A 20,332-nucleotide genomic window follows, 5' to 3' on the forward strand; every position below is an offset into this window, starting at 1 on the left:
CTCTGTCTCCCTCGTTGTGCGTGACGGCGCGCAGAATGCACGCGCCGGTCGATCCCTTGCGACGCTACGCTGGCGCGACAGCTGTTCTCAAGCGGTTGACAGCACCCCGGAGGCCGGGACTACCGTCGGCAGCATCATGGAGTGGTTTGCAGCGGGGGACTACGAGCTGGCGCGCCAGGTGCTTCAGCGCGGCATCGCTGCGCTCTACCTGATCGCGTTCATTTCTGCGGCCAACCAGTTTCCTGCCCTGCTCGGCGAGCGTGGCCTGGCGCCCGCGCCGTGGTTTCTGAACCGGGTCACTTTTCGGCAGTCCCCGAGCCTGTTCCACTGGAAGTACAGCGATTCGTTTTTGCTCGGCATCGCCTCGGCCGGCGCGGGGTTATCGGCGACCCTGGTGGTCGGTCTGCCGCAGCAGGGGCCACCGTGGTTGCCCATGGTGGCTTTCCTGCTGCTCTGGGTGGGGTACCTGTCGATCGTCAACATCGGGCAGACGTTCTACGGCTTCGGCTGGGAGAGCCTGCTCTGCGAGGCCGGGTTCATCGTTGCGTTCCTCGGTTCGGACGAGGTCGCTCCGCCGCTCGTGGTGATCATTTTCCTTCGCTGGCTGGTTTTCCGGCTCGAATTCGGTGCCGGAATGATCAAGATGCGTGGCGGGTCCGAGTGGCGTGACCTCACCGCACTGACCTATCACCATGAGACCCAGCCGATGCCGAACCCGGTCAGCTGGTACGCACACCACCTGCCGCGGTGGTTCCACAAGGGGGAGGTGCTCGGCAGTCACTTCACCCAGCTCGTCGTCCCGTTCTTTCTGTTTGCGCCCCAGCCCGTGGCATCCGTCGCTGCGGTGATCATCATCCTGACCCAGCTGTGGCTGGTCTTCACCGGTAACTTTGCCTGGCTCAACTGGATCACCATCGTGCTCGCATTCTCGGCGGTGAGTGATGACGAGGTGCAGGCGGTGTTCCCCGGTCTCCTGCTCGATGCTGAGCAACCGGAGACGCCGCTCTGGTTCGTTGTGGTCGTGCTTGCGGTGACCGCGTTCCTGGCCGTTCTCAGCTGGCGGCCGCTCGTGAACCTGTTTGCGCGGCATCAACTCATGAATGCGAGCTTCAACAGGTACCACCTCGTGAATGCGTACGGCGCTTTCGGCACGGTGACGAAGGTGCGGCTCGAGGTGATTGTCGAGGGCTGCACTGACGAGCACCCCGGACCCGACTCGGAGTGGTTGCCTTACGAATTCAAGGGCAAGCCGGGCGATGTGACACGGATGCCGCCGCAGATCGCTCCGTACCACCTCAGGCTGGATTGGCTGATGTGGTTTCTGGCGCTCGGGTCGCCCGACAATCGCTGGTTCCAGATGCTGATTGTGCGGCTGCTCGCTGGCGACTATCGCACGATACGGCTGCTCGGCGTCAATCCGTTTCCGGTGGCCCCACCACGCTGGATCCGCGCCCGGGTATTCCGTTACAGGTACTCGACACCCGAAGAGAAGCGCCGGACCGGTGCGTGGTGGTCACGCACGCTCGTCGGGACGCTCGTGGATCCGGTGACCCTTCACCCCCAGGGGCGGGACTAACCGCGCGCGTCCTCGCGCGCCGAGCCGTATACCGCTGCGGGTATCTGGTCGGTGAAGATCCGCGCGGTGACCGGCCCGATTCCCTTGAGCGCGGTGAGGCGCCTGGTCAGCTCGTGCTCGTCCTCGGCGGTGGCGACGAGCCGGTGCACTGATCCGTAGTCGCTGATGATCGAGCGCATCACAGCGTGGAGAGTGTCGGCCATCTGGTAATCGAGGCGAACATATCCGCCCTGATCGAGGAGTCGCCTGAGTGGTTCCCTGCCGATCTCGCCGAACTTCTGCGGGCTCGTGAAGTCCCGCTTGATCAAAATCCGATAGGTCTCGGCCGCGACGGACTGCTGGATCGGACGCCCGAACAGCACGCTCGCCAGAAACCAGCGGTAGAGCTGCTGGGGTGAGCCGCTGGACGGGTCGAGGTCGAGGTCAGCCGGCGAGAGATTGCCGCTCATTCGGAAGGGGTGTCCTCCGACGACTGTCCGGCGTTACCGTTGCCCTCGCCCAGTCCTGTGCCATCGCCGATTCCGTCGTCGGAGCCGAAAGCCGCGTCATCCGAGGGGTTCGCATCGCTGTCGAGCGGGTCGGTCGATGTGGGGCTGGATTCACGGGAGAACCCACCGGAGTCGTTGGTCGTCATGTGGTGAGCGTACGCCGGGTACATCCCCGAGTCACAGGGGTTGACGATGGCATCCAGTCGTGGCATCCGTTCGTGGCATCCGTTGTCGATCGCTGGTTTCCTGGCCAGGAAGGAGATGGCGCCCGGCCTCTGGTGACCCGCGTATCTGCTGGCCGGAATGGAAGCATCGGTCCCGAGAGGGTAAACAGGACATATGACCAACTCTTCGGAACCGGGCCGCTCGCAGGTCGAGATCGAGCGCAAATATGACGTCGACCGTGATGTGCGGCTCCCTGAGCTGGTGGGGGTTGCAGGTATTGCATCGGTCGAGGTGAAGGATCCGGTCACCCTCGAGGCCGTCTACTACGACACGGCTGATCTCGATCTCGCGAGGCGTCGGATCATCATCCGGCGGCGCGAGGGCGGGTCAGACGCGGGCTGGCACATCAAGATGCCGGCGGCGGAGGGGCGTACAGAGTTGCACTGGCCCCTCGGGGAAGACACCGGTGCGGTTCCTGACGCTGTGCTCGAACCAGTGCGGGTGTGGGTGCGCGACCGAGAGGTCACGCCGCTCGCACGGATTTCGACGACGCGGACCGCGGTCCACCTCAAGGACGCGACCGGTGTCGGGGTGGTCGAGCTTGCCGATGACGAGGTCGAGGCAACCGACATCCGCCATGAAGCCCTCCGCAGGTGGCGAGAGTGGGAGGTCGAGTTGCTCGGCGGTGCTCCCGACACCGAAGAGGGCAGGACCGTGCTGTTGGACCAGATCGAACGGATGCTCGGAGCTGTCGGTGCGCATCCGTCGTCGAGTGTCTCGAAACTGGCCCGCACGCTCGGGAGCGATTCACTCACCGATGTCGTTCCCGCCCACGAGGTCGGGCTCCTCGAGGAGGAGCCGACGAAGGCCGAGCTGCCGGACGGGAGTGCGGCATCCGCTGTCGTCGAGGCTCTCTCCACGCTGGTTCTGACCCTCGAGCAGGCGGACCCTGCGGCGCGTGCCGACGAACCGGACGCTGTCCACCGGATGAGGACGACCATACGACGGTTGCGGAGTGTGCTCGCCGCATATCGAAAGCTGTTCGACCGCCCAGCCACCGATGATCTGCGCGATCGCCTCAAGCGGTTCGGTGCCGCGCTGGGTGAGGTGCGAGACGCGGAGGTGCGTGGGATGCGTGCGATCGCATACCTCGACGGGTTGCCGCCGCAGGACGATGATGACGATGCCAGACTGCGGCTCATCGACGGTGCGAAAGTCGACTACCGGGATGCTCACGATCGCCTGCGCCGGCTGATGACGTCGACCGCGTACTTTCGACTGCTCGATGCGCTCGACGAGTTCGTCGCCGACCCTCCGTTGACCAAAGCCGCGTGGAAGCCCGCGAAGAAGGTCGTGAGGAAGACGGTCCGTCGTGAGATCCGTCGGGTGACGAAACGTGCGGATGCCATCGGCAATGCGGGAACTGACCTCGAGGTGCAGCTGCATGCGGTGCGGCGAGCCGCACGGCGGTTGCGTTATGTCGCTGAGACCGTGGCAGGAAAGAAGGGCTTCGGCTCGAAGTACGAACGCGTCGCGAAGGCGGGTGAGCTCGTGCAGGACACGCTCGGTGAGCATCACGACAGTGTTCTGTTCGGTCAGCACCTGGTGCTCACGGCGAACCGTGCCGATGCCGAAGGGGAAAGGACCTTCGTTTACGGAGTTCTCGCCGGCATCAACGACCGGAACGGTGACACGGCGCTCGCCGAGTCATCCGAAGCGATCGACGATGTGGAGAAGCTCGCCGATCGGTTCTAGGGCGGCGGCGTGAACTGCTCCCCCAGGTGCCCGCCTTGAGGCTCCTGGGGAGGCAGTGGGGCCGAGCCCCGACGTCACTCAGCGTGAGGCTTGCCGGCGTTCCCGCTCATATCGATCTCACCCGGGTCGACGTCGATGTCGCCGACATCATCGGGTCCACCCGTGCCGGGCAACAGAGTGACGTTGTCATCGTCGATGTCAGGATCGTCGAGGGCCGGCGAATCGCCGCCCGCGTTCTGCAGTTCCTCGGTCTCGACCGCGCTCGACGGACTGTATGACCGGTCCTTCGTGGTCTGCTCAACGTCGTTGAGGTCACCACTCGGCGTCTCTTCCACCGGGTCACCACTCGGTACGCCCTGTCCTGGGTTCAGTGTTTCATCACTCATGCGTCGAGGTTACGGGGGCGGGCCGATACCCAGAACCCCCTTGCGCTCCGGGGCTGCTTCCGCTCAGGTCGACGCGCGCGAGAGCATCAGTTCCGGTCGAGAACATCCGGCGCAACGGTTGCTTTCGACCGGAACGGATGCTTTCGGCCACCGCGGGCGCGTAACCTCACCGCGCAAATTTCCCGGCACACTTCCCGGCACGCACAAAAGGAGGGGCCGAGCGCCAGGCGCCCGAACCCCTCCTCGGGAAATCGATTAGTTGGTGCTGGCGGTGCCATCATCCGTGGTGTCCGCTGCGTCCTCGAGGACCCGTACAACCACGAATGCGTCATCGAGTTCGACGTCCGCCTGCGTGCCGTCCTCGCGGGTGATCTCGACCTCGAACGCGTGGTCGGCGTCGTCGCTGCGCTCGACGTCGGTGACGGTGCCCGGAACCTCGGCAAGCGCCGCAGCCTCAGCCTGTGCGCGCTCGTCGGCGGTCAGCGGAGTTTCAGTGGCGTCCGTTTCAGCGGCATTCGTCCCGGCATCACCGTTCTCGGTGGCATCCGTCTCTGAATCCTCGTCACCCTCATCAACCCGAACAACGGCGAAAGACTCGTCCAGAACGACCTCCACTTCGGTTCCGTCGTCGCGGGTGACCTCAACCTCGTAACCCGAACCGTCAGCCTCTGAGTCGGTCACCTTTCCCTCGCCGACCTCGTCGAGGGCTGCCTTCGACGCCTTCTCGAGCGACGAGCCGGTGAGCTGCTCATCGTTGTCGAACGGCTCGGTCACCGCGACGGCGACGCCGGTTCCTCCGAGCACGAGCACTGCTGCGAGTGCGGATCCGATCAACACTGTCTTCTTCTTCACGAGAGCCTCCTTGTGGCGTTTGCTGTGGCGTTTGTTCCACTGTGCCCGTCTCTCGCTGAAGCAGGCCTGAAGCCTCCTGAAGCCAATTTCAGGAAGGCGAAACGGATGCCGCCGACATCCTCGGGTAGGGACGATGCGCCCTGACGCCGGGCCGGGACAGGACGTTTGGCTCTATTCGCTGCCGCACCCGAAGGGATGATCGCGGGTAGTGTTTGCGGCTCTCCGACTCCGGCGGCACGCAGGCACACGGCGGGGGCTGTAGTGAGGGGGTCCCGGTCGGTCAGATGCGACCAGTTCACAGGATGTTGGGGAAACCAATGAACGCTGCACCCATTTTTAGTCGTCGCTCGATGGGACGGTTCGGTGCGTATCGAGTCCTGTTCTTGTTCGCAGCGGCCATCGCCCTGTTCGCGATGGTCCTGACGCCATTGGGCGGTGCAGCGAGGGCGTCAGTGCCTGACCCATTTCCCATCTCCGATGCCGAGCCGGGTGCGAACACGGAAATCCGAGCCACCGCCCTGGGTGCTGCCCAGAGAGTCGCGGCGTTCGCGCCGCCAACATCGTCACCGCCCGATCCGGCTGAGCCGTATCCAACCGCCAATCCGACCGGGTATCAAGCGGTGGGCAGGTACGCGGGAACGATCATCACGAGTTCGGTCGACAACCCGGCCCTGACGGCTGAGGTGTACTGCATCGAGCTCGGGGTGGAGACACAGGTTGGTGTCGGCTACGAGAGTGCAACCTGGGACGAGGCCAACGTGGCCAACATCGGATACGTGGCCTACATCGTCAATAACTACTACCCGTCCACCACCGAGCCCAGTGGGCTGACAGATAACCAGAGGGCCGCCGCCGTCCAGGCCGCGATTTGGTGGTTTACCGATGGCTACATCGTGAACACGTCTGAGCAGGTCGTGAGGGCGGCAACGGTGGCCATCGTCGAAGCAGCGCAGGCCGCGGGGCCGACGGCTCAGCCAGCCGCTCCCGATGTGACGATTACTCCGCCGACAGCCGAAGCTCCTGTGGGTTCAGCTGCCGGGCCGTTTGTTGTCGCCGCTGAGGGTGCCGCCGAGTTGACGGTATCGGTGCCGACCGGATACTCGATGTTCGCCGATGCGGCAGCGACAACCCCGCTGGCGAACCCCAGCACTGTTGCCTCGGGCACCTCCATCTGGGTGACCAGTGAAACGACGACACCGAATGAAACGACGTTGAGCGCGCGCGCCGCGGTGACCGCGCAGGGCGGGCAGATCTATGTCTATGACGGCAACGATCCCAACCTGCCGGACGCGCAGAGTGTGATTCTCGCGCGGACCACCGAACTTGAGGCCGTGGCGCAGGCGACACCCGGCTTCTTCGCAGCCGGAAGCTTGACCGTGACCAAGACCTTTGCTGGCGATGGGGTTGGACAGCAGGGCCCGATCCAGCTCCTGGTGGACTGCGGCGAAGGTTTCAGCTTCACGAGTGTCATCCCCGCCAATGCGACAGAGCCGCAAACCTTCACGTACCCCGGGATCCCGGTTGGAAATACCTGCACCGTTACCGAGCCGACGACAGGGTCGACAACCGCGGTCGAGGTGACGAGCAACACGCCACAGGAGGCGACGATCGACGCTGATGGTGAAACGGTCACCGTCGATAACACGGTCACGCTTCGGCCAGGCGATCTCACCGTCACCAAAGTCGTGACCGGAGACGCCGCCGGGCTCCAGGGCGAGATCGTGCTCGACATCGATTGCGGCACGGCGCTCGCCGAGACCGTGACGATTCCCGCCGGCACCGTCGCTGGCTCCTATGTTCAGGCATACTTCGGCCTTGCCGCCGGCACCGAGTGCACGATCTCGGAGACCAGTACCGGTGCCAGCGGGGCCGTGCTGGTCGACGCGACGGATGACGTCACGGTCGTCATTGTCCCTGGTCTGGTGGTTGACGCAACCATCACGAACACGGTCACAGAGGAAGAAACACCGGCAACCCCGGTGACCCCGTCGACGCCGGAAACCGGCGGCCAGTCCGGGTACTTGCCCCCGACGGGCGCGAACCCGACGGCGCCCCTGCTCCTGGCGGGAGGAGTACTCGCAGCTGGAACGCTCATGGTGCTGCTTGCAGCAGCGGCGTCACGGCGCCGCCCGAGGATTGTGGGCAGCGAGAAATGCTAGCGGAGAGGCTGCGGCGGATGATTCCGGCGCGCCCTCTCGTTGGTTCTCTCTCAACAAACGGATGCCGCCGGCATCCGCAGTTGAATCGAGAGCACGAGAGCACGGGACCCGGGCCCGCACGGGACATTCGCCTCTATTCGCTGCCGTAGCGACGGGGATGATCACCGTTAGTGTTCGGCGGCTCGCTGGCTCGGCTGGTCCCGGACATGATCGGCGGTTGTGATGAGGCCGTTCTGCCAGATGTGACCCGTTCACGTAACGAACCAGATGTGACCCGTTCACCTTATGAAGTTGAGGAAACCAATGAACGCCGCACCCATTTTCGGCCCTCGCTCGATCGGGCGGTTTGCGCCATATCGACTCGTGTTCTCGATCGCAGCCGTTGTCGCGATGCTCGCGATGCTCCTCATGCCCTTCGGCAACGCAGCCGGGGCCGCCGAACCTGATCCCCAGCCCGGTGGCAACTCGCCGCGAGCGTCAAACACAGAGATTCAAGTCCTCGGCCGCGGTACCGGCCAGACAGTCCAGGGGTTCCTACCGACAACACCGACCACCCAGGACCCCACGGCGGCGTACCCCACCACTAATCCGACCACCGGCTATTCACCAGAAAACTCGTGGGCGGGAACCATCCGGACGGCATCGCTCTCCGACCCGACCCTGACGGCGGAGATGTACTGCATCAACATCCGGGTCCAGACGCAGAACGGGGTCGGATACGAAAGCGGCACCTGGGAAGAATCAACCATTCCCAACATCGGTTACGTGACCTACATCCTCAACAACTACTACCCGACCACGGACCGACCGACCGGCCTGACAAACACCCAGAAGGCCGCCGCGGTCCAGGCCGCGATCTGGTACTTCACTGATGGCTACGTGGTGGCTACCGCGCCGGGACCTTTGCGGAACGCAGTAGCGGCGATTGTCCAGGAGGCGCAGACCAACGGGCCCGTCGTGGAACCGCCCGCTCCCAACGTCACGATCACTCCGACGACAGCCGAGGCACCCGTCGGTGGAACGGGTGGTCCCTTCGTCGTCGAGGCAGAGAATGCCGCCGAGTTAACTGTTGCGGTGCCCGACGGGTACGCGCTTTTCGCCGATGAGGCGGCGACCATCCCTGTGGCCAACAACAGTACGGTGCCATCCGGCACCTCCCTCTGGGTCACGAGTACCGCAACGACGGCCAACGACACGACGCTGAGCGCCCGGGCCGCTGTGACCGTGCAGCGGGGGCAGGTGTACATCTATGACGGCAACGACCCCGACCTGACCGAGGCCCAGCACCTGATTCTGGCGCAGACCACAGAGCTCGAGGCAGTGGCGCAGGCGACACACACTTTCTTTGCTGTCGGAAACCTCACGGTCAATAAGACCTTCGCGGGCGATGCTGTTGGTCAACAGGGTCCGATTCAACTCCTCATCGACTGCGGTGAGGATTACACCTACACGGCGGATATCCCTGCCAACGCAACAGCAACACAGACGTTCACCTACCCGGGAATTCCAGAAGGAAATACCTGTACGGTCACCGAGCCGACGACAGGGTCGACAACGACCGTTGAAGTGACGACCGACGCACCCCAGAGCGCGACCGTCGATGCGGACGGCGAGACAATCACCATCGCGAACACGGTCACCACCCGGCCGGGTGTGCTGAACGTGACGAAGGTCGTTACGGGTGAGGCAGCGGGCTCGCAGGAGGACATCGTCCTCAGCATTGACTGCGGTGCCGCTCTTGCGGAAACCTTCACAATCCCTGCCGGCTCTGCTGCGGGCTCCTACGTTCAGTCCTACACGGACCTTCCCGCAGGAACTTCGTGCACCGTCACAGAGACCTCAACCGGTGAATCCTCCACGGTTGTGGTCGATCCAACCGAGGCTGTGACGGTCACCATCGCACCGGGAGCCACGTCCGATGCGACAATCACGAACACAGCCACCTTCCAGCCAGGCGGTCTTCGGGTGACGAAGGTTGTCACGGGTGAGGCTGCTGGTCTGCAGGGTGAGATTGTCCTCCAGGTGAGTTGCGGGGAAGCGCTGAGCGAGACCGTCACAATTCCGGCGGGTGCGACGGCCGATTCGTATGTTCAGACTTTCAACAATATTCCGGCGAACACCGAGTGCACGGTCACCGAGACCGAGACTGGGACAACGCAAACTGCTCTGGTGGTGCCGACGGAGAACGTGACCGTCACCGTGACGCCGGGGACGATCGTCGACGCGACGATCACCAACACGGTGACCAACCAGCCGGGCAACTTGAATGTCACGAAGGTGATCACGGGCGAGGCGGCGGGTTCGCAGGAGGACATCGTCCTGAGCATCGATTGTGGTGAGGCTCTGAGTGAGACCTTCACGATCCCTGCCGGGTCTGCCGCCGATTCTTACGTTCAGTCCTACGCGGATCTGCCAGCGGGTACCGAATGCACGATTACGGAGACCGAAACCGGTGAGTCGTCCACGGTCGTGGTTGACCCGACCGAGGACGTGACCGTCACGATCGAACCGGGTGCAACCGCCGAAGCGACGATCACCAACACGGTGACGTTCCGGCCAGGTGTGCTGAACGTGACGAAGGTGATCACGGGTGATGCTGCCGGGTCGCAGGAGGACATCGTCCTGAGCATTGATTGCGGTGAGGCTCTGAGCGAGACCTTTACGATCCCTGCAGGGTCAACCGCGGATTCCTACGCCCAGTCCTACGAGGACCTGCCGTCGGGTACCGAGTGCACGATCACGGAGACCGAAACGGGTGAGTCGTCCACGGTTGTGGTCGATCCCACGGAGGACGTGACCGTCACGATCCCGCCCGGTGAAGGGGCCGAGGCGACGATCACGAACACTGTGACGTTCCGGCCAGGTGTTCTGAACGTGACGAAGGTGATCACGGGTGAGGCTGCGGGTTCGCAGGAGGACATTGTCCTGACCATTGATTGTGGTGAGGCTCTGTTAGAGACCTTCACCATCCCTGCCGGTTCCACTGCGGATTCGTACGTGCAGTCCTACGCGGATCTGCCAGCGGGTACCGAGTGCACGGTGACGGAGACGGAAACGGGTGAGTCGTCCACGGTCCTGGTCGACCCCACGGAGGATGTGACCGTGACGATCGAGCCAGGTGCGACCGCGGACGCGACGATCACGAACTCGGTGACGTTCCAGCCAGGTGGCTTGAACGTGACGAAGGTGATCACGGGTGAGGCTGCGGGTTCGCAGGAGGACATCGTCCTCACCATCGATTGTGGTGAGGCTCTGAGCGAGACCTTCACGATCCCTGCCGGATCCACTGCGGATTCGTACGTGCAGTCATACACGGATCTGCCTGCGGGAACAGAGTGCACGGTAACGGAAACGGAAACCGGGGAGTCGTCCACGGTTGTAGTCGACCCGACCGAGGATGTGACCGTCACGATCGAACCTGGTGCGACTGCTGAAGCGACAATCACGAACACGGTGACGTTCCAGCCGGGTGCTCTCCAGGTGAGGAAGGTTCTCACCGGTGAAGGTGCCGGATCCCAGGAGGACATCGTTCTCGACATCGACTGTGGTGAGGCTCTGACCGAAACCGTCACGATTCCTGCAGGGTCAACCGCGGGTTCCTACGTGCAGACGTTTACGGATCTGCCCGCGGGAACGGAGTGCACCGTCACTGAAACTGAAACTGGTGAATCATCCGCCGTTGTGGTTGATCCCACCGAAGACGTGACCGTCACGATCGAGCCGGGAGCAACCGCCGAAGCGATCATCACCAACACGGTGACGTTCCAGCCGGGCAGCCTGAGCGTGACCAAAGTGATCACAGGAGACGCGGCAGGACTACAGGGCGAGATCGTTCTCGAGATCGACTGCGGCGAGGCGCTCACCGACACCGTGACGATCCCCGCGGGTGCGACGGCCGATTCCTACGCTGAGACCTTCGACAACATTCCGGCGAACACGGAGTGCACGGTGACGGAAACCGAGACCGGTGCGACCGAAACTGTCGTGGTCGAACCGACTGATGACGTAACCGTGACCGTTGCGCCGGGAGCTACGGTCGACGCAACCATCACGAACACCGTCAGCTACCAGCCGGGTGGCCTGCGAGTGACAAAGGTGATCACCGGAGGAGCCTCCGGGCTCCAGGGCGAGATTGTTCTCGACATCGATTGCGGTGAGGCATTGACGGACACCTTCTCGATACCGGCTGGCTCGACGGCGGATTCCTACATCCAGATCTTCCAGGGCATCCCGGCAGGAACCGAGTGCACCGTCACGGAGTCAACGAATGGCGGGACCGCAGGAATCCAGGTAGCAGCGACGGATGATGTGACCGTCACCATCGCGACCGGTGCTTTCGTCGACGCAACGATCACCAACACCGTGACCAGGGAAGAAACCCCCAGTGGCGGCGGCGGTGGCTCAAGCTACCTCCCGATGACGGGTTCCAACCCGGGCATGTCCCTGCTGATTGCGGGCGGGGTGATCGCGGGCGGGCTGGCGATGATTCTGATCCGCGGCGCGGCGGTCCGGCGACGTGAATCCGCCCGCCGGAACAGTTAGAGGGTCAGCGGGCTAGTCCGGCTAGCCATGACAACGGGGCTGTAGTGGGGAAACCCATTACAGCCCCGTTCTCGGCGTTGCCTGGAGTGTGCGTTTTATTCGGGCGAAACGGATGCCGCCGGCATCCGCAGTTCGAATCGCGCACCACCCAGTTCGCTTGCGGTGACAGCGACAGACCCGCCGTGTGCAACGGCGATCTCGCGCACGATTGACAGGCCGAGACCGCTGCCGCCCGAGTCGCGGGCGCGAGCGTCGTCGAGCCGGACGAAGCGCTCAAAGATCCGCTCACGGTCGGCCTCCGGCACGCCTGCGCCGTCGTCGGAGACCGCGAGCAGTACCTGCCCGGCCGCCTCGCTCAGCTCGAACCGCACGGTTCTCGCCGCGTGACGCGCGGCGTTATCGGCGAGGTTTCGCACAGCCTGACCGAGTAGGCCCACATCGCCGAGCACCCGAGCAGGCCCGACGGCGCTGGCGTCGATCCGCAGCGACGTGGTGTCTTTGAGCCGGCGGACCTCACCGAGCACGAGGTCGTCGAGGTCGACGGGCGTGCGGTTCGGGATCAGCGTGCGCTCATCCGCCTTCGCGAGCACGAGCATCCCCTGCACGAGCCGCTCGAGCCTCGCGCCCTCGTCGAGGACAACGTCAGACAGCTCGGTCCCGCTCACCCGGTCGGGATGCGCACGGGCCACCTCGGCATACTGGCGCATCGACGCGAGCGGTGATCGCAACTCGTGCGAGGCATCCGAGATGAACCGTCGCTGGGTCTTCTGCGACGCGTCGAGCCGGTCGAGCATCCGGTTCATCGTTGCCGCGAGGCGCCCGATCTCGTCGCGTGACCCCGGGTCGGCGATCCGCCGGTCGAGGTGGGCGCTCGTCACGTCGTCGACCTCGCGGCGCATCCGTTCGACCGGCTGCAAGGCACGTCCGACGACGAACCACGTGGTCAGCGCGACAAATGCCAGAAGCACGGGCAGGGCGATCGCCAGCAGCTGGATGACCGTTTCCGTGGTTTCGCCGACGTCGCCGACGCTTCGACCGGTCACAATCGTGAGGTCGTCCACCTCAGTTGCGACGGCGATGAACCGCTCAGAATCTCCGGGCAGGGTCACTGTTTCGGCCTCGCCGCGCGGCGGAACCGCCACGGCACCAATGTCGGCGGCGTTCTCGCTTGCCGCCAGAACGCGGCCCGACGTGGCGATCACCTGGAAGAAAGCCTCATCGTCGTCGAAGCCGGCGAGGAAGTCTTCGGTCGTCTGGGTCACCGGGTCGTCGCTGCTGTCGGAGTCGTCATCGTCGTCGTCGGAATCGTCAGGTGACGGGGCATCCGGTGTGGTGGCATCCGTTGTCAGCGATTCAAGGCCGGATGCCTCCACCCGGTTGACGAGGTCGCTGAGGGTTTGCTCGGCCCTCCCCTGCACACCCTCGCGGAGTGACCCCTGCAACAAGGCGATGAACCCGGCGGCGCCGACCAGGAGCGCGACGGCGACAATGGCGGTCGCGGCGAGGACGATGCGGCTGCGGAGCGAGAGCCGTCGGCGCGCGGGCGAGTCAGCCACCGTTCGCCGCCAGCCGGTAGCCCGCACCGCGCAGGGTTTCGATGGCCTCGCGGCCAAACGGACGGTCGAGTTTGTTGCGGAGGTGCCGTACGTAGACCTCGACGATGTTCGGGTCGCCCTCGAAGTCGAAGTCCCACACGTTGTCGAGTACCTCGCGCTTCGACACCACGGTGCCGAGATTGCGGATGAGGTACTCGAGCACGGCGAATTCACGGCTGGTCAGGTCGATCGGAGCGTCACCGCGCCAGACCCGACGGGCGGCCGGATCCACCCGGATGTCGCCCGCCTCGAGCACGACGGGGCGCTCTGCGGCACCGCGGCGCATCAGCGCGCGCACGCGGGCGAGCAGGATCGCGAAGGAGAACGGCTTGGTGAGGTAGTCGTCTGCACCGGTATCGAGTGCCTCGACCTGGTCCCATTCGCCGTCCTTGGCGGTGAGCATGAGGATGGGCGTCCAGTTCTTGTCGGCGCGCAGGGTCTCGCAGACGCGGTAGCCGCTCATGCCCGGCAGCATGATGTCGAGGAGGATCACCGAGTACTGGTTTTCCCGCGCCAGCCAGAGCCCGTCGGTGCCGGTTTCGGCGACATCGACCGCGAAGCCCTCGGCCTCAAGCCCACGCCGGAGCCCGTCCGCGAGCCGCTTTTCGTCTTCGACCACGAGTATCCGCATGCCGATCACCTCCCCGGCCATTCTGCCGGAGCACGGCTGAAGCGGCGCTGAAGCTGCCGCCGAAGCCGAGTGTGCCGGGCAGGCCCGTGGCTTCGGGAGGTAGAAGTCTGGGTCCGTCGACGTGTGGGCCTTGGGTGGCCGGTTCTTCCTCCCGAAACACCGCGGAAGGGGTACTGGCTTCGGCTCGGCACCAGGCCGTAGAGAGTCAGCCCGGGGCGGGGGCGGCGAACTCGGGCCGAGGCCCTTCACGGGGCGGAGCGGTTGGGGCGGCTGGTTTGGGGAGGGAAAAGGTGGGGTCCGTCGACGTAGGGGGCGTGGGTGGCCGGTTCTTCCTCCCGAAAACCCGCAGCGACCCGGCGGTGGTGGCACCAGGCGCGGTGACCCGGCGGTAATGGCGCCTAGCGCGCGCGGCGACCGGGCTGGGGCCGCTTCGCCGGGGGCGGTGGGTTTTGGGGAGGATTAAGGCTGGGCCCGTCGAGGTATGGGCCTTTGGGGGCCGGTTTTCCTCCCGAAGCACACCGGACCGCCGGGCACTCCCGACCTTTTCGCTCAGGGCGTGAACACGGTCGCCTCGCTCACAGATTTTCTCGGTATCGTGAGTCAGCAGATTTCCCGATTGAAAGCGAGCGGATGCCAGACAGCCCGATCTCGGCGACGCCATACGAGGTGCTCGGCGTGAGTCCGACCGCCGACCAGGATGAACTTCGGCGCGCGTACCGCAGGCTTATGCGGGAGACCCACCCCGACACCGGTGGCAGTGCTGCCCGGTTCACGGCGGTGCAGGTTGCTTGGGAGCGGATCGGGACGACAGAGGGCCGTGCGGCCTATGACCGGGGACGCGGCAGCGGATCCTCGAACGGGGAGACCCATCCCACCTGGTCGGCATCGGCCGCGAAGCCCCAGCCAGACTCGCGCCCTCGGGCGCGTTCGTACGGGCACCCCGGCGGCTGGCGCAGGGAACGCTACCTCCGGCTCATGCGGGAGTGGACCGGTCGTGGCGTCGAGGCGGACCCGTACGACCCGGCTCTTGTGCGCACCGCTCCGCGCGAGCTCAGGCATCTCCTCGCCGATGCGCTCGCCGAGGAAGCCACGGCACGCAGCCTGGCCGACCTTGGCCTCGGCTTCACCGTCTGGCACGACGTCGCAACCGGCGCTCCCGACGAGAAAATCGACCACATAGTGCTCGGTCCGACGGGGCTCTTCGCTCTGCTGTCGGAGGACTTCGGTGGCCCGGTGAAGGTCAAGCGCGGCGAACTCATCGGTGAGGCCGTTGCCGGCGAACGTCCCATGCACGACCTGGCCGCCCGCGCCAAGGTCCTGTCCCGGTCGCTTCGGGCGCGTTTCACAGCGCTGGTGATAGTGCTCCCGGATGACGCGATCGAGGAGTCCGTCGTCGAACTCGGCTCGAGCCGCGGCGCGGTGACCCTCGCTGTGCGTTCGTCGTACCTGCCCGGGCTGCTGCGCAATGGCCTGCCCGGTATGGATCGCGCCGGCGGAAACGAACTGTTTGACGTGCGAACGAGGCTGCAGAACGGCATCCGCTTCGTCGAATAGTCAGCGAGAAGCGCCGCGATCGCGATGCCTGACAGCTGCTAGAGGGGCACCTACCCCCTGCAGGTGCCCACTCGTCCAGCACGGCGGGCGTGAACGCTCCGCCTTCTCTTTCCCCCGAAAGAGACCGGATCCGACACTGCCGGAGGACGCAGTCTGCACATTCCCCGTTGCGCGGTCCGGTTTCAACATAACCGGGATGAGCAACGCCCGCAAACTGTACGACGGGCGGGCCAAACGGCTCTTTCGGGCCGTGGGGCGACGGCACTACGGTTGCTGAAAGCGAAAGGACCGATCATGACGAGCTCACTGCCGGAACCGGTCGCGCGACTGATTGCCGCCGCGAACGCCGGGGATTCCGAGGCGTTTATCGAGACGTTCGCCGCCGACGCAACGGTCAACGATCGCGGCAGGGTCATCACCGGGCGCGACGCGATTCGTACCTGGGCGGAGTCCAATCTCCGCGGAGCCGGGGTGGCCGTCGACGTCACCGCCGAGATCACCACGCGTGAGCACGCCACGGTAACCGCAACGGTGGGCCGTGGTGGCGCCACGGCGCGAGTGCATTTGAGCTTCACTGTCGCGGAAGACCTCATCAGCGACATGACGATCACTGTCTGAATCCCTGACCGTTCGGCGTCGGGCAGCCCGGGTCGTTGCGGAGCCCCTGACTGGTGTCTATCGCCGCGAAATAGCGCCCCGCTAGGCTGGGGGCGCCGCCCGACCGCCGGCGCCGAGGAGAGTCATGGAATTGCTAGGAATTGTTCTGAGCCCGATCATCGTGGCGGTCGTGGTGGGTGTCATCCTGCTGATCGTCATCATCATGTTCATCCAGGGCCGCTACAAGATCGCGCAGCCCGACGAAGCGATCATCGTCACCGGGCGTCGTGCCCGCAAATCGGTGGGTGCCGACGGCCGCACCATCACCGACCTCACCGGCCAGAAGGTGGTGCAGGGTGGCGGTGTCTTCGTCATTCCCTTCCTGCAGAAGCAGTTCTCGATGTCGCTGCGCTCGCGTGCCATCGGCATCCAGGTGGTCGCGCAGACCCGCAACGGTGTGACCATTCGCATCGAGGCTGTCGCGGTCGTCAAGGTCGGCGACAGCGACGGGGCGATCCGTTCCGCTGCCCAGCGTTTCCTCGGCCAGGACCAGCACATCGAACCGTTCACCCAGGAAGTGCTGTCGGGTTCGCTGCGCTCGTCGATCGGTAACCTCACCGTCGAGGAGATCATTCGGGACCGAGCCGGCCTCGCCGAGCAGGTCATTGAGGCGGCGCGTACGTCGCTCCTCAACCAGGGTCTCGACGTCGACACCTTCCAGATCAAGGAAATCGCCGACGACAAGGGCTACATCACCGACCTCGGTCGTCCGGAGCAGGCTCGTGTTCGCCAGGCCGCAGAGATCGCCGAGTCCGTGTCCGCGCGGGCATCCGAGCAGGCCCGCATCGAGGCAGCAGAGGCCATCGCCGACGCCAACCGCGAGCTGTCGCTGAAGAACGCGTCGATCAAGAGCGAGACCGATAAGGCGCTCGCGGAGGCAGAAGCAGCGAAGCCGCTCGCCGAGGCGTTCGCGCAGCAGGGCATCCTGCAGCAGCGCGAGATCACCGCGCAGCGCGAGACCGCACTGCGGGAGCAGCAGCTCAACGCCGACGTGCGTAAGACAGCGGATGCCGAGTCGTACCGCATCCGCCAGATCGCCGAAGCTCACGCAGCCCAGGTCGTCGCGGAGGCGAAGGCAGACCGCGACCGCCGTATCGCCGAGGCAGAAGCAACCCGTGCCGAGGGTGAGGCTGAAGCAGCCGCCATCTTCGCCAAGGGTGAGGCCGAAGCGCGAGCCACCGAGCTGCGGGTTGCCGCGCTCCGCGACGAGTCCGAGGCGCTTCTGCAGCAGCGCGCCATCGAGATCCTGCCCGAGATCGCAAAGCAGCTCGCCGCTCCGTATGGCGCGATCGACAACCTCACGGTCATCTCGACGGACGGCGCTTCGCACCTCTCGAAGCAGGTCGTCGGCAACGTCACCGAGGTCACCCAGCTGCTCAAGGACTCGACCGGCATCGACCTCGCGAGCCTGCTCAATGGTTACGTCGGCGGTCGCTCGGCGTCGGCCGCTGCCGCACCCAAGAAAGGTGTGACGGCCGAGGCGCCTGCGCCGGCTCACGCTGCTGCCCCTGCCGACGCCGCTGCAGCCCCGGACGCTGCCCCGGTTTCCGCCTCCGCCGAGTAACAACGCGGGGCGCACTCGCACCGAGATAAGGAAATCGGCCCCGGATAAGGACAGAATCAGTACTTTTGTCCTTATCCGGGGCCTTTTTCCTTGCGCCGCCGCGGCATCCGCGTGGTGTGAGCCGTGGCATCCGCTCTGCCGGATGCAGGTGGTTCAGTCCGCGAGGAGCCAGGGCACCACGAAGCCAACGACGATGATGCCGAGACCAATCCAGAGATTGCCTCCACCCCGACGCAACCGACGGCCATCGACGGCGACACCGGGCGGCCGCGACGGTGGGGGTGCACTCACGGCCGCAGCCGTGGGCGCATCCGCAGGGATGCCAGCTGGAGCCGGAGCTGGAACGGCAGCGGGTTCGAGCAACCGCTCGTCGCGCCAGTGCGTCCACTGATCGATCTTGGTCTGCAGCGCCGATACCGTGCCGAAGAGCCAGGCCCACATCTCAGGGTTCAGCGTCGAGATTCCGGGACCGGTGTAGAGAAAGAGGGTGTTGTCGACGATTTCGATGTCAAAGAGGGCGGCGTTGTCGACGAACCGCGCCATGATGTCTGGTGAGAAGAGGTAGAGCGCGTCGCGTTCGTACCCCTCGGGGCAGTACAGCTCGAAGTAACGATCGAAATCGCCCTCGAGCGAAAGTCGCTGTTGGACCCCAAACGAGGTCGGCAGGTTCGTGCCAAGAATGGAGTTATTCGCGGCGGCGTCGAGCACGATGTGTGGAAGCGCAGTGCCGAGTTCGATCGCGATGTAGCCCCAGCGGTATGTCGTCGACCTTTTGCCGCGGCGCACCACGTAATCATGGTGGCCGTATTCGACGTGCGGTGACCCAACGGTGCGAAGGACGTCGGTGGAGACGCGCCCGCTGCCGACCCAGAAGATCATTCCGGGATGCTTGGGGTCGGTGACACGGGGCTGGTACGTCATGCCGTTCGCGGCCGCGAATCGGTCAAGCCGGTAACGAGTCTCCTGTTCGCGGCGCCCCGCCGCAACGGCTCGCCGAACCATGAGCACAATGGCCGCCACGATGGCCGCGAGCACGAGTGGGACGAGGATCGGCCCTGCGGGGAGGAGGGCAAGGTCGATGAACAGAGGCACGACCGTAATGAGGCAGCACACAGCAGCGAAGGCGACAACGGCCCACACGATCACGATCCACACGAACCCGCCGACAGTGGTGGGTTTGCGGCTCGCTTCCTTCGCTTTGTGGTACTCCAGAACTCGTTGCGGGTCGACCGGTTCGATCAGCGGGGTCGGGTCAAAATCGAGGGAAGATTGAGGGGACGTCAGGCTCACGGTTACACGCTAGCGGTCGGTCGCTGTGCTTGTTTCCATCGGACGACGGCTTTCGCGACGTTGGGCCTGGACACCGTGCGGATGCTGTCAACCGGCCGACGGCATCCGCCCGCTGTTCTCTATCTATCGGCGGCTATCTCGCCATAATGGGGCTATGAGCCCAGTGCGAAACACCAAACTCTCGATCATCGGTGCGGGGAGTGTGGGATCGTCTCTCGCCTTTGCCGCACTCATTCGCGGCTCGGCGAGGGAGGTCGTGCTCTACGACCTCAACGCGTCGAGGGTAGACGCTGAGGTGCTCGACCTCGCACACGGCAGGCAGTTCATCGGGTCGAGCCGCATCACCGGTGGCGCGGACATCGAACTCGTCGCGGATTCCGACGTCGTGGTGATCACCGCAGGGGCCAAGCAGAAGCCCGGCCAGACGCGGCTCGATCTCGCGGCGACCAACGCCCGAATTCTCGAGGACCTCATGCCCCGGCTCGTCGAGCTCGCGCCGAACGCCGTGTTCGTGCTCGTGACGAACCCGTGTGACGTGCTCACCGTCGTCGCCGAGCGCGCGGTCGACCTGCCCGCCGGCCGCATCTTCTCCTCCGGCACCGTGCTCGACTCCGCGCGGCTGCGCTGGCTGCTGGCCGAGGCCGCCGATGTGGCGCCGCAGAGCGTCCACGCCCTCATCATGGGCGAGCACGGTGACAGCGAGTTCCCGATCTGGTCGGATGCCACGATCGGACAGACCCCGCTGCGCGACTGGACCGACGAGAGCGGCACGCGGCTGTTCCCGCGCGAACGGCTCGAGTCGCTCACCTCGGATGTGGTGCACGCCGCCTACAAGATCATCGAGGGCAAAGGTGCGACCAACTACGCCATCGGCCTCTCGGGTGCGCGCATCGTTGAGGCCGTGCTGCAGAACGAGCGGGCGATCCTCCCGGTGTCGAGCCTCTTGACCGACTACCGCGGCATCAGCGGCGTCGCGCTCAGCGTGCCGTCGATCGTGGGTTCGCAGGGCGTGATTCGCACGCTTGATGTGCCGATCGACGAGGTCGAGGTCGACCTTCTGCACCGGTCGGCGGAGGAGCTTCGCGCGTCACTCGCCCACGTGCTGTAGTCGGGCGCCG

At 65.1% G+C, this 20,332-nt stretch carries 15 protein-coding genes; 8 read left to right on the forward strand and 7 right to left on the reverse strand.

All coding sequences use genetic code 11. The features are described 5' to 3' along the window. Nucleotides 1-136: 136 nt before the first annotated feature. On the forward strand, nt 137-1,576 hold the full coding sequence (locus AC1C2N_RS05930) for a lipase maturation factor family protein (protein ID WP_483406497.1): 1,440 nt from the start codon (nt 137-139) through the stop codon (nt 1,574-1,576). Here the strand turns inward: AC1C2N_RS05930 and AC1C2N_RS05935 are convergent. Further along, nucleotides 1,573-2,025: an HhH-GDP family DNA glycosylase gene (locus tag AC1C2N_RS05935; RefSeq protein ID WP_495433244.1), complete on the reverse strand. Its 453-nt coding sequence runs from the start codon at nt 2,023-2,025 to the stop codon at nt 1,573-1,575. The two genes, AC1C2N_RS05930 and AC1C2N_RS05935, sit on opposite strands and share 4 nt — an antisense overlap. Continuing rightward, on the reverse strand, nt 2,022-2,210 hold the full coding sequence (locus tag AC1C2N_RS05940) for a hypothetical protein (protein WP_495433245.1): 189 nt from the start codon (nt 2,208-2,210) through the stop codon (nt 2,022-2,024). The genes AC1C2N_RS05935 and AC1C2N_RS05940 overlap by 4 nt, the downstream gene beginning before the upstream one ends. Nucleotides 2,211-2,403: 193 nt before the next feature. On the opposite strand from AC1C2N_RS05940, the gene AC1C2N_RS05945 reads away from it, so the two are divergent. Continuing rightward, nucleotides 2,404-3,984: a CYTH and CHAD domain-containing protein gene (locus AC1C2N_RS05945; RefSeq protein ID WP_495433246.1), complete on the forward strand. Its 1,581-nt coding sequence runs from the start codon at nt 2,404-2,406 to the stop codon at nt 3,982-3,984. A 74-nt stretch (nt 3,985-4,058) separates the two neighbouring features. On the opposite strand, the gene AC1C2N_RS05950 is transcribed toward AC1C2N_RS05945, so the two are convergent. After that, nucleotides 4,059-4,370 carry a hypothetical protein gene (locus AC1C2N_RS05950; protein ID WP_483406493.1) on the reverse strand — a complete coding sequence of 104 codons (312 nt, stop codon included), beginning with the start codon at nt 4,368-4,370 and terminating at the stop codon, nt 4,059-4,061. 255 nt (nt 4,371-4,625) lie between these two features. Beyond that, entirely contained in the window at nt 4,626-5,222 is a 597-nt protein-coding gene (locus AC1C2N_RS05955; protein WP_483406492.1) for a PepSY domain-containing protein, read from the reverse strand. Between the two features lie 317 nt (nt 5,223-5,539). Between AC1C2N_RS05955 and AC1C2N_RS05960 the strand changes: the two genes are divergently transcribed. Continuing rightward, nucleotides 5,540-7,381, forward strand: a complete 1,842-nt coding sequence (locus tag AC1C2N_RS05960) for a thioester domain-containing protein (RefSeq protein ID WP_483406491.1) — start codon at nt 5,540-5,542, stop codon at nt 7,379-7,381. A 303-nt stretch (nt 7,382-7,684) separates the two neighbouring features. Further along, nucleotides 7,685-11,923: a DUF5979 domain-containing protein gene (locus AC1C2N_RS05965; RefSeq protein ID WP_495433247.1), complete on the forward strand. Its 4,239-nt coding sequence runs from the start codon at nt 7,685-7,687 to the stop codon at nt 11,921-11,923. Between the two features lie 95 nt (nt 11,924-12,018). Here the strand turns inward: AC1C2N_RS05965 and AC1C2N_RS05970 are convergent, their stop codons facing one another. Together AC1C2N_RS05970 and AC1C2N_RS05975 are read right to left on the reverse strand one after the other, a co-directional pair. Next, nucleotides 12,019-13,479, reverse strand: a complete 1,461-nt coding sequence (locus tag AC1C2N_RS05970) for a sensor histidine kinase (protein WP_495433248.1) — start codon at nt 13,477-13,479, stop codon at nt 12,019-12,021. Beyond that, nucleotides 13,472-14,149: a response regulator transcription factor gene (locus AC1C2N_RS05975; RefSeq protein ID WP_483406488.1), complete on the reverse strand. Its 678-nt coding sequence runs from the start codon at nt 14,147-14,149 to the stop codon at nt 13,472-13,474. The genes AC1C2N_RS05970 and AC1C2N_RS05975 overlap by 8 nt, the downstream gene beginning before the upstream one ends. Before the next feature lie 630 nt (nt 14,150-14,779). Here AC1C2N_RS05975 and AC1C2N_RS05980 point away from each other — a divergent pair. The 3 genes from AC1C2N_RS05980 (at nt 14,780) to AC1C2N_RS05990 (ending at nt 17,924) form a co-directional block, all read left to right on the forward strand. Beyond that, the gene (locus tag AC1C2N_RS05980; protein WP_495433249.1) at nt 14,780-15,703 is read left to right on the forward strand and encodes a J domain-containing protein; all 924 of its coding nucleotides are present in this window, start codon (nt 14,780-14,782) and stop codon (nt 15,701-15,703) included. A 294-nt stretch (nt 15,704-15,997) separates the two neighbouring features. Next, a complete protein-coding gene (locus AC1C2N_RS05985; protein ID WP_495433250.1) occupies nt 15,998-16,321 on the forward strand; it encodes a nuclear transport factor 2 family protein in 324 nt (107 codons plus the stop codon). Nucleotides 16,322-16,445: 124 nt separating this feature from the next. Continuing rightward, nucleotides 16,446-17,924 carry a flotillin family protein gene (locus tag AC1C2N_RS05990; RefSeq protein ID WP_495433251.1) on the forward strand — a complete coding sequence of 493 codons (1,479 nt, stop codon included), beginning with the start codon at nt 16,446-16,448 and terminating at the stop codon, nt 17,922-17,924. A 153-nt stretch (nt 17,925-18,077) separates the two neighbouring features. Here AC1C2N_RS05990 and AC1C2N_RS05995 read toward each other — a convergent pair whose 3' ends face one another. Next, nucleotides 18,078-19,214: a hypothetical protein gene (locus AC1C2N_RS05995; RefSeq protein ID WP_483406484.1), complete on the reverse strand. Its 1,137-nt coding sequence runs from the start codon at nt 19,212-19,214 to the stop codon at nt 18,078-18,080. A 154-nt stretch (nt 19,215-19,368) separates the two neighbouring features. Here AC1C2N_RS05995 and AC1C2N_RS06000 point away from each other — a divergent pair, with 154 nt between their 5' ends. Next, the gene (locus AC1C2N_RS06000) at nt 19,369-20,322 is read left to right on the forward strand and encodes an L-lactate dehydrogenase (RefSeq protein ID WP_483406483.1); all 954 of its coding nucleotides are present in this window, start codon (nt 19,369-19,371) and stop codon (nt 20,320-20,322) included. Nucleotides 20,323-20,332 lie beyond the last annotated feature (10 nt).

It is taken from the genome of Mycetocola sp. Y791 (assembly GCF_059445325.1).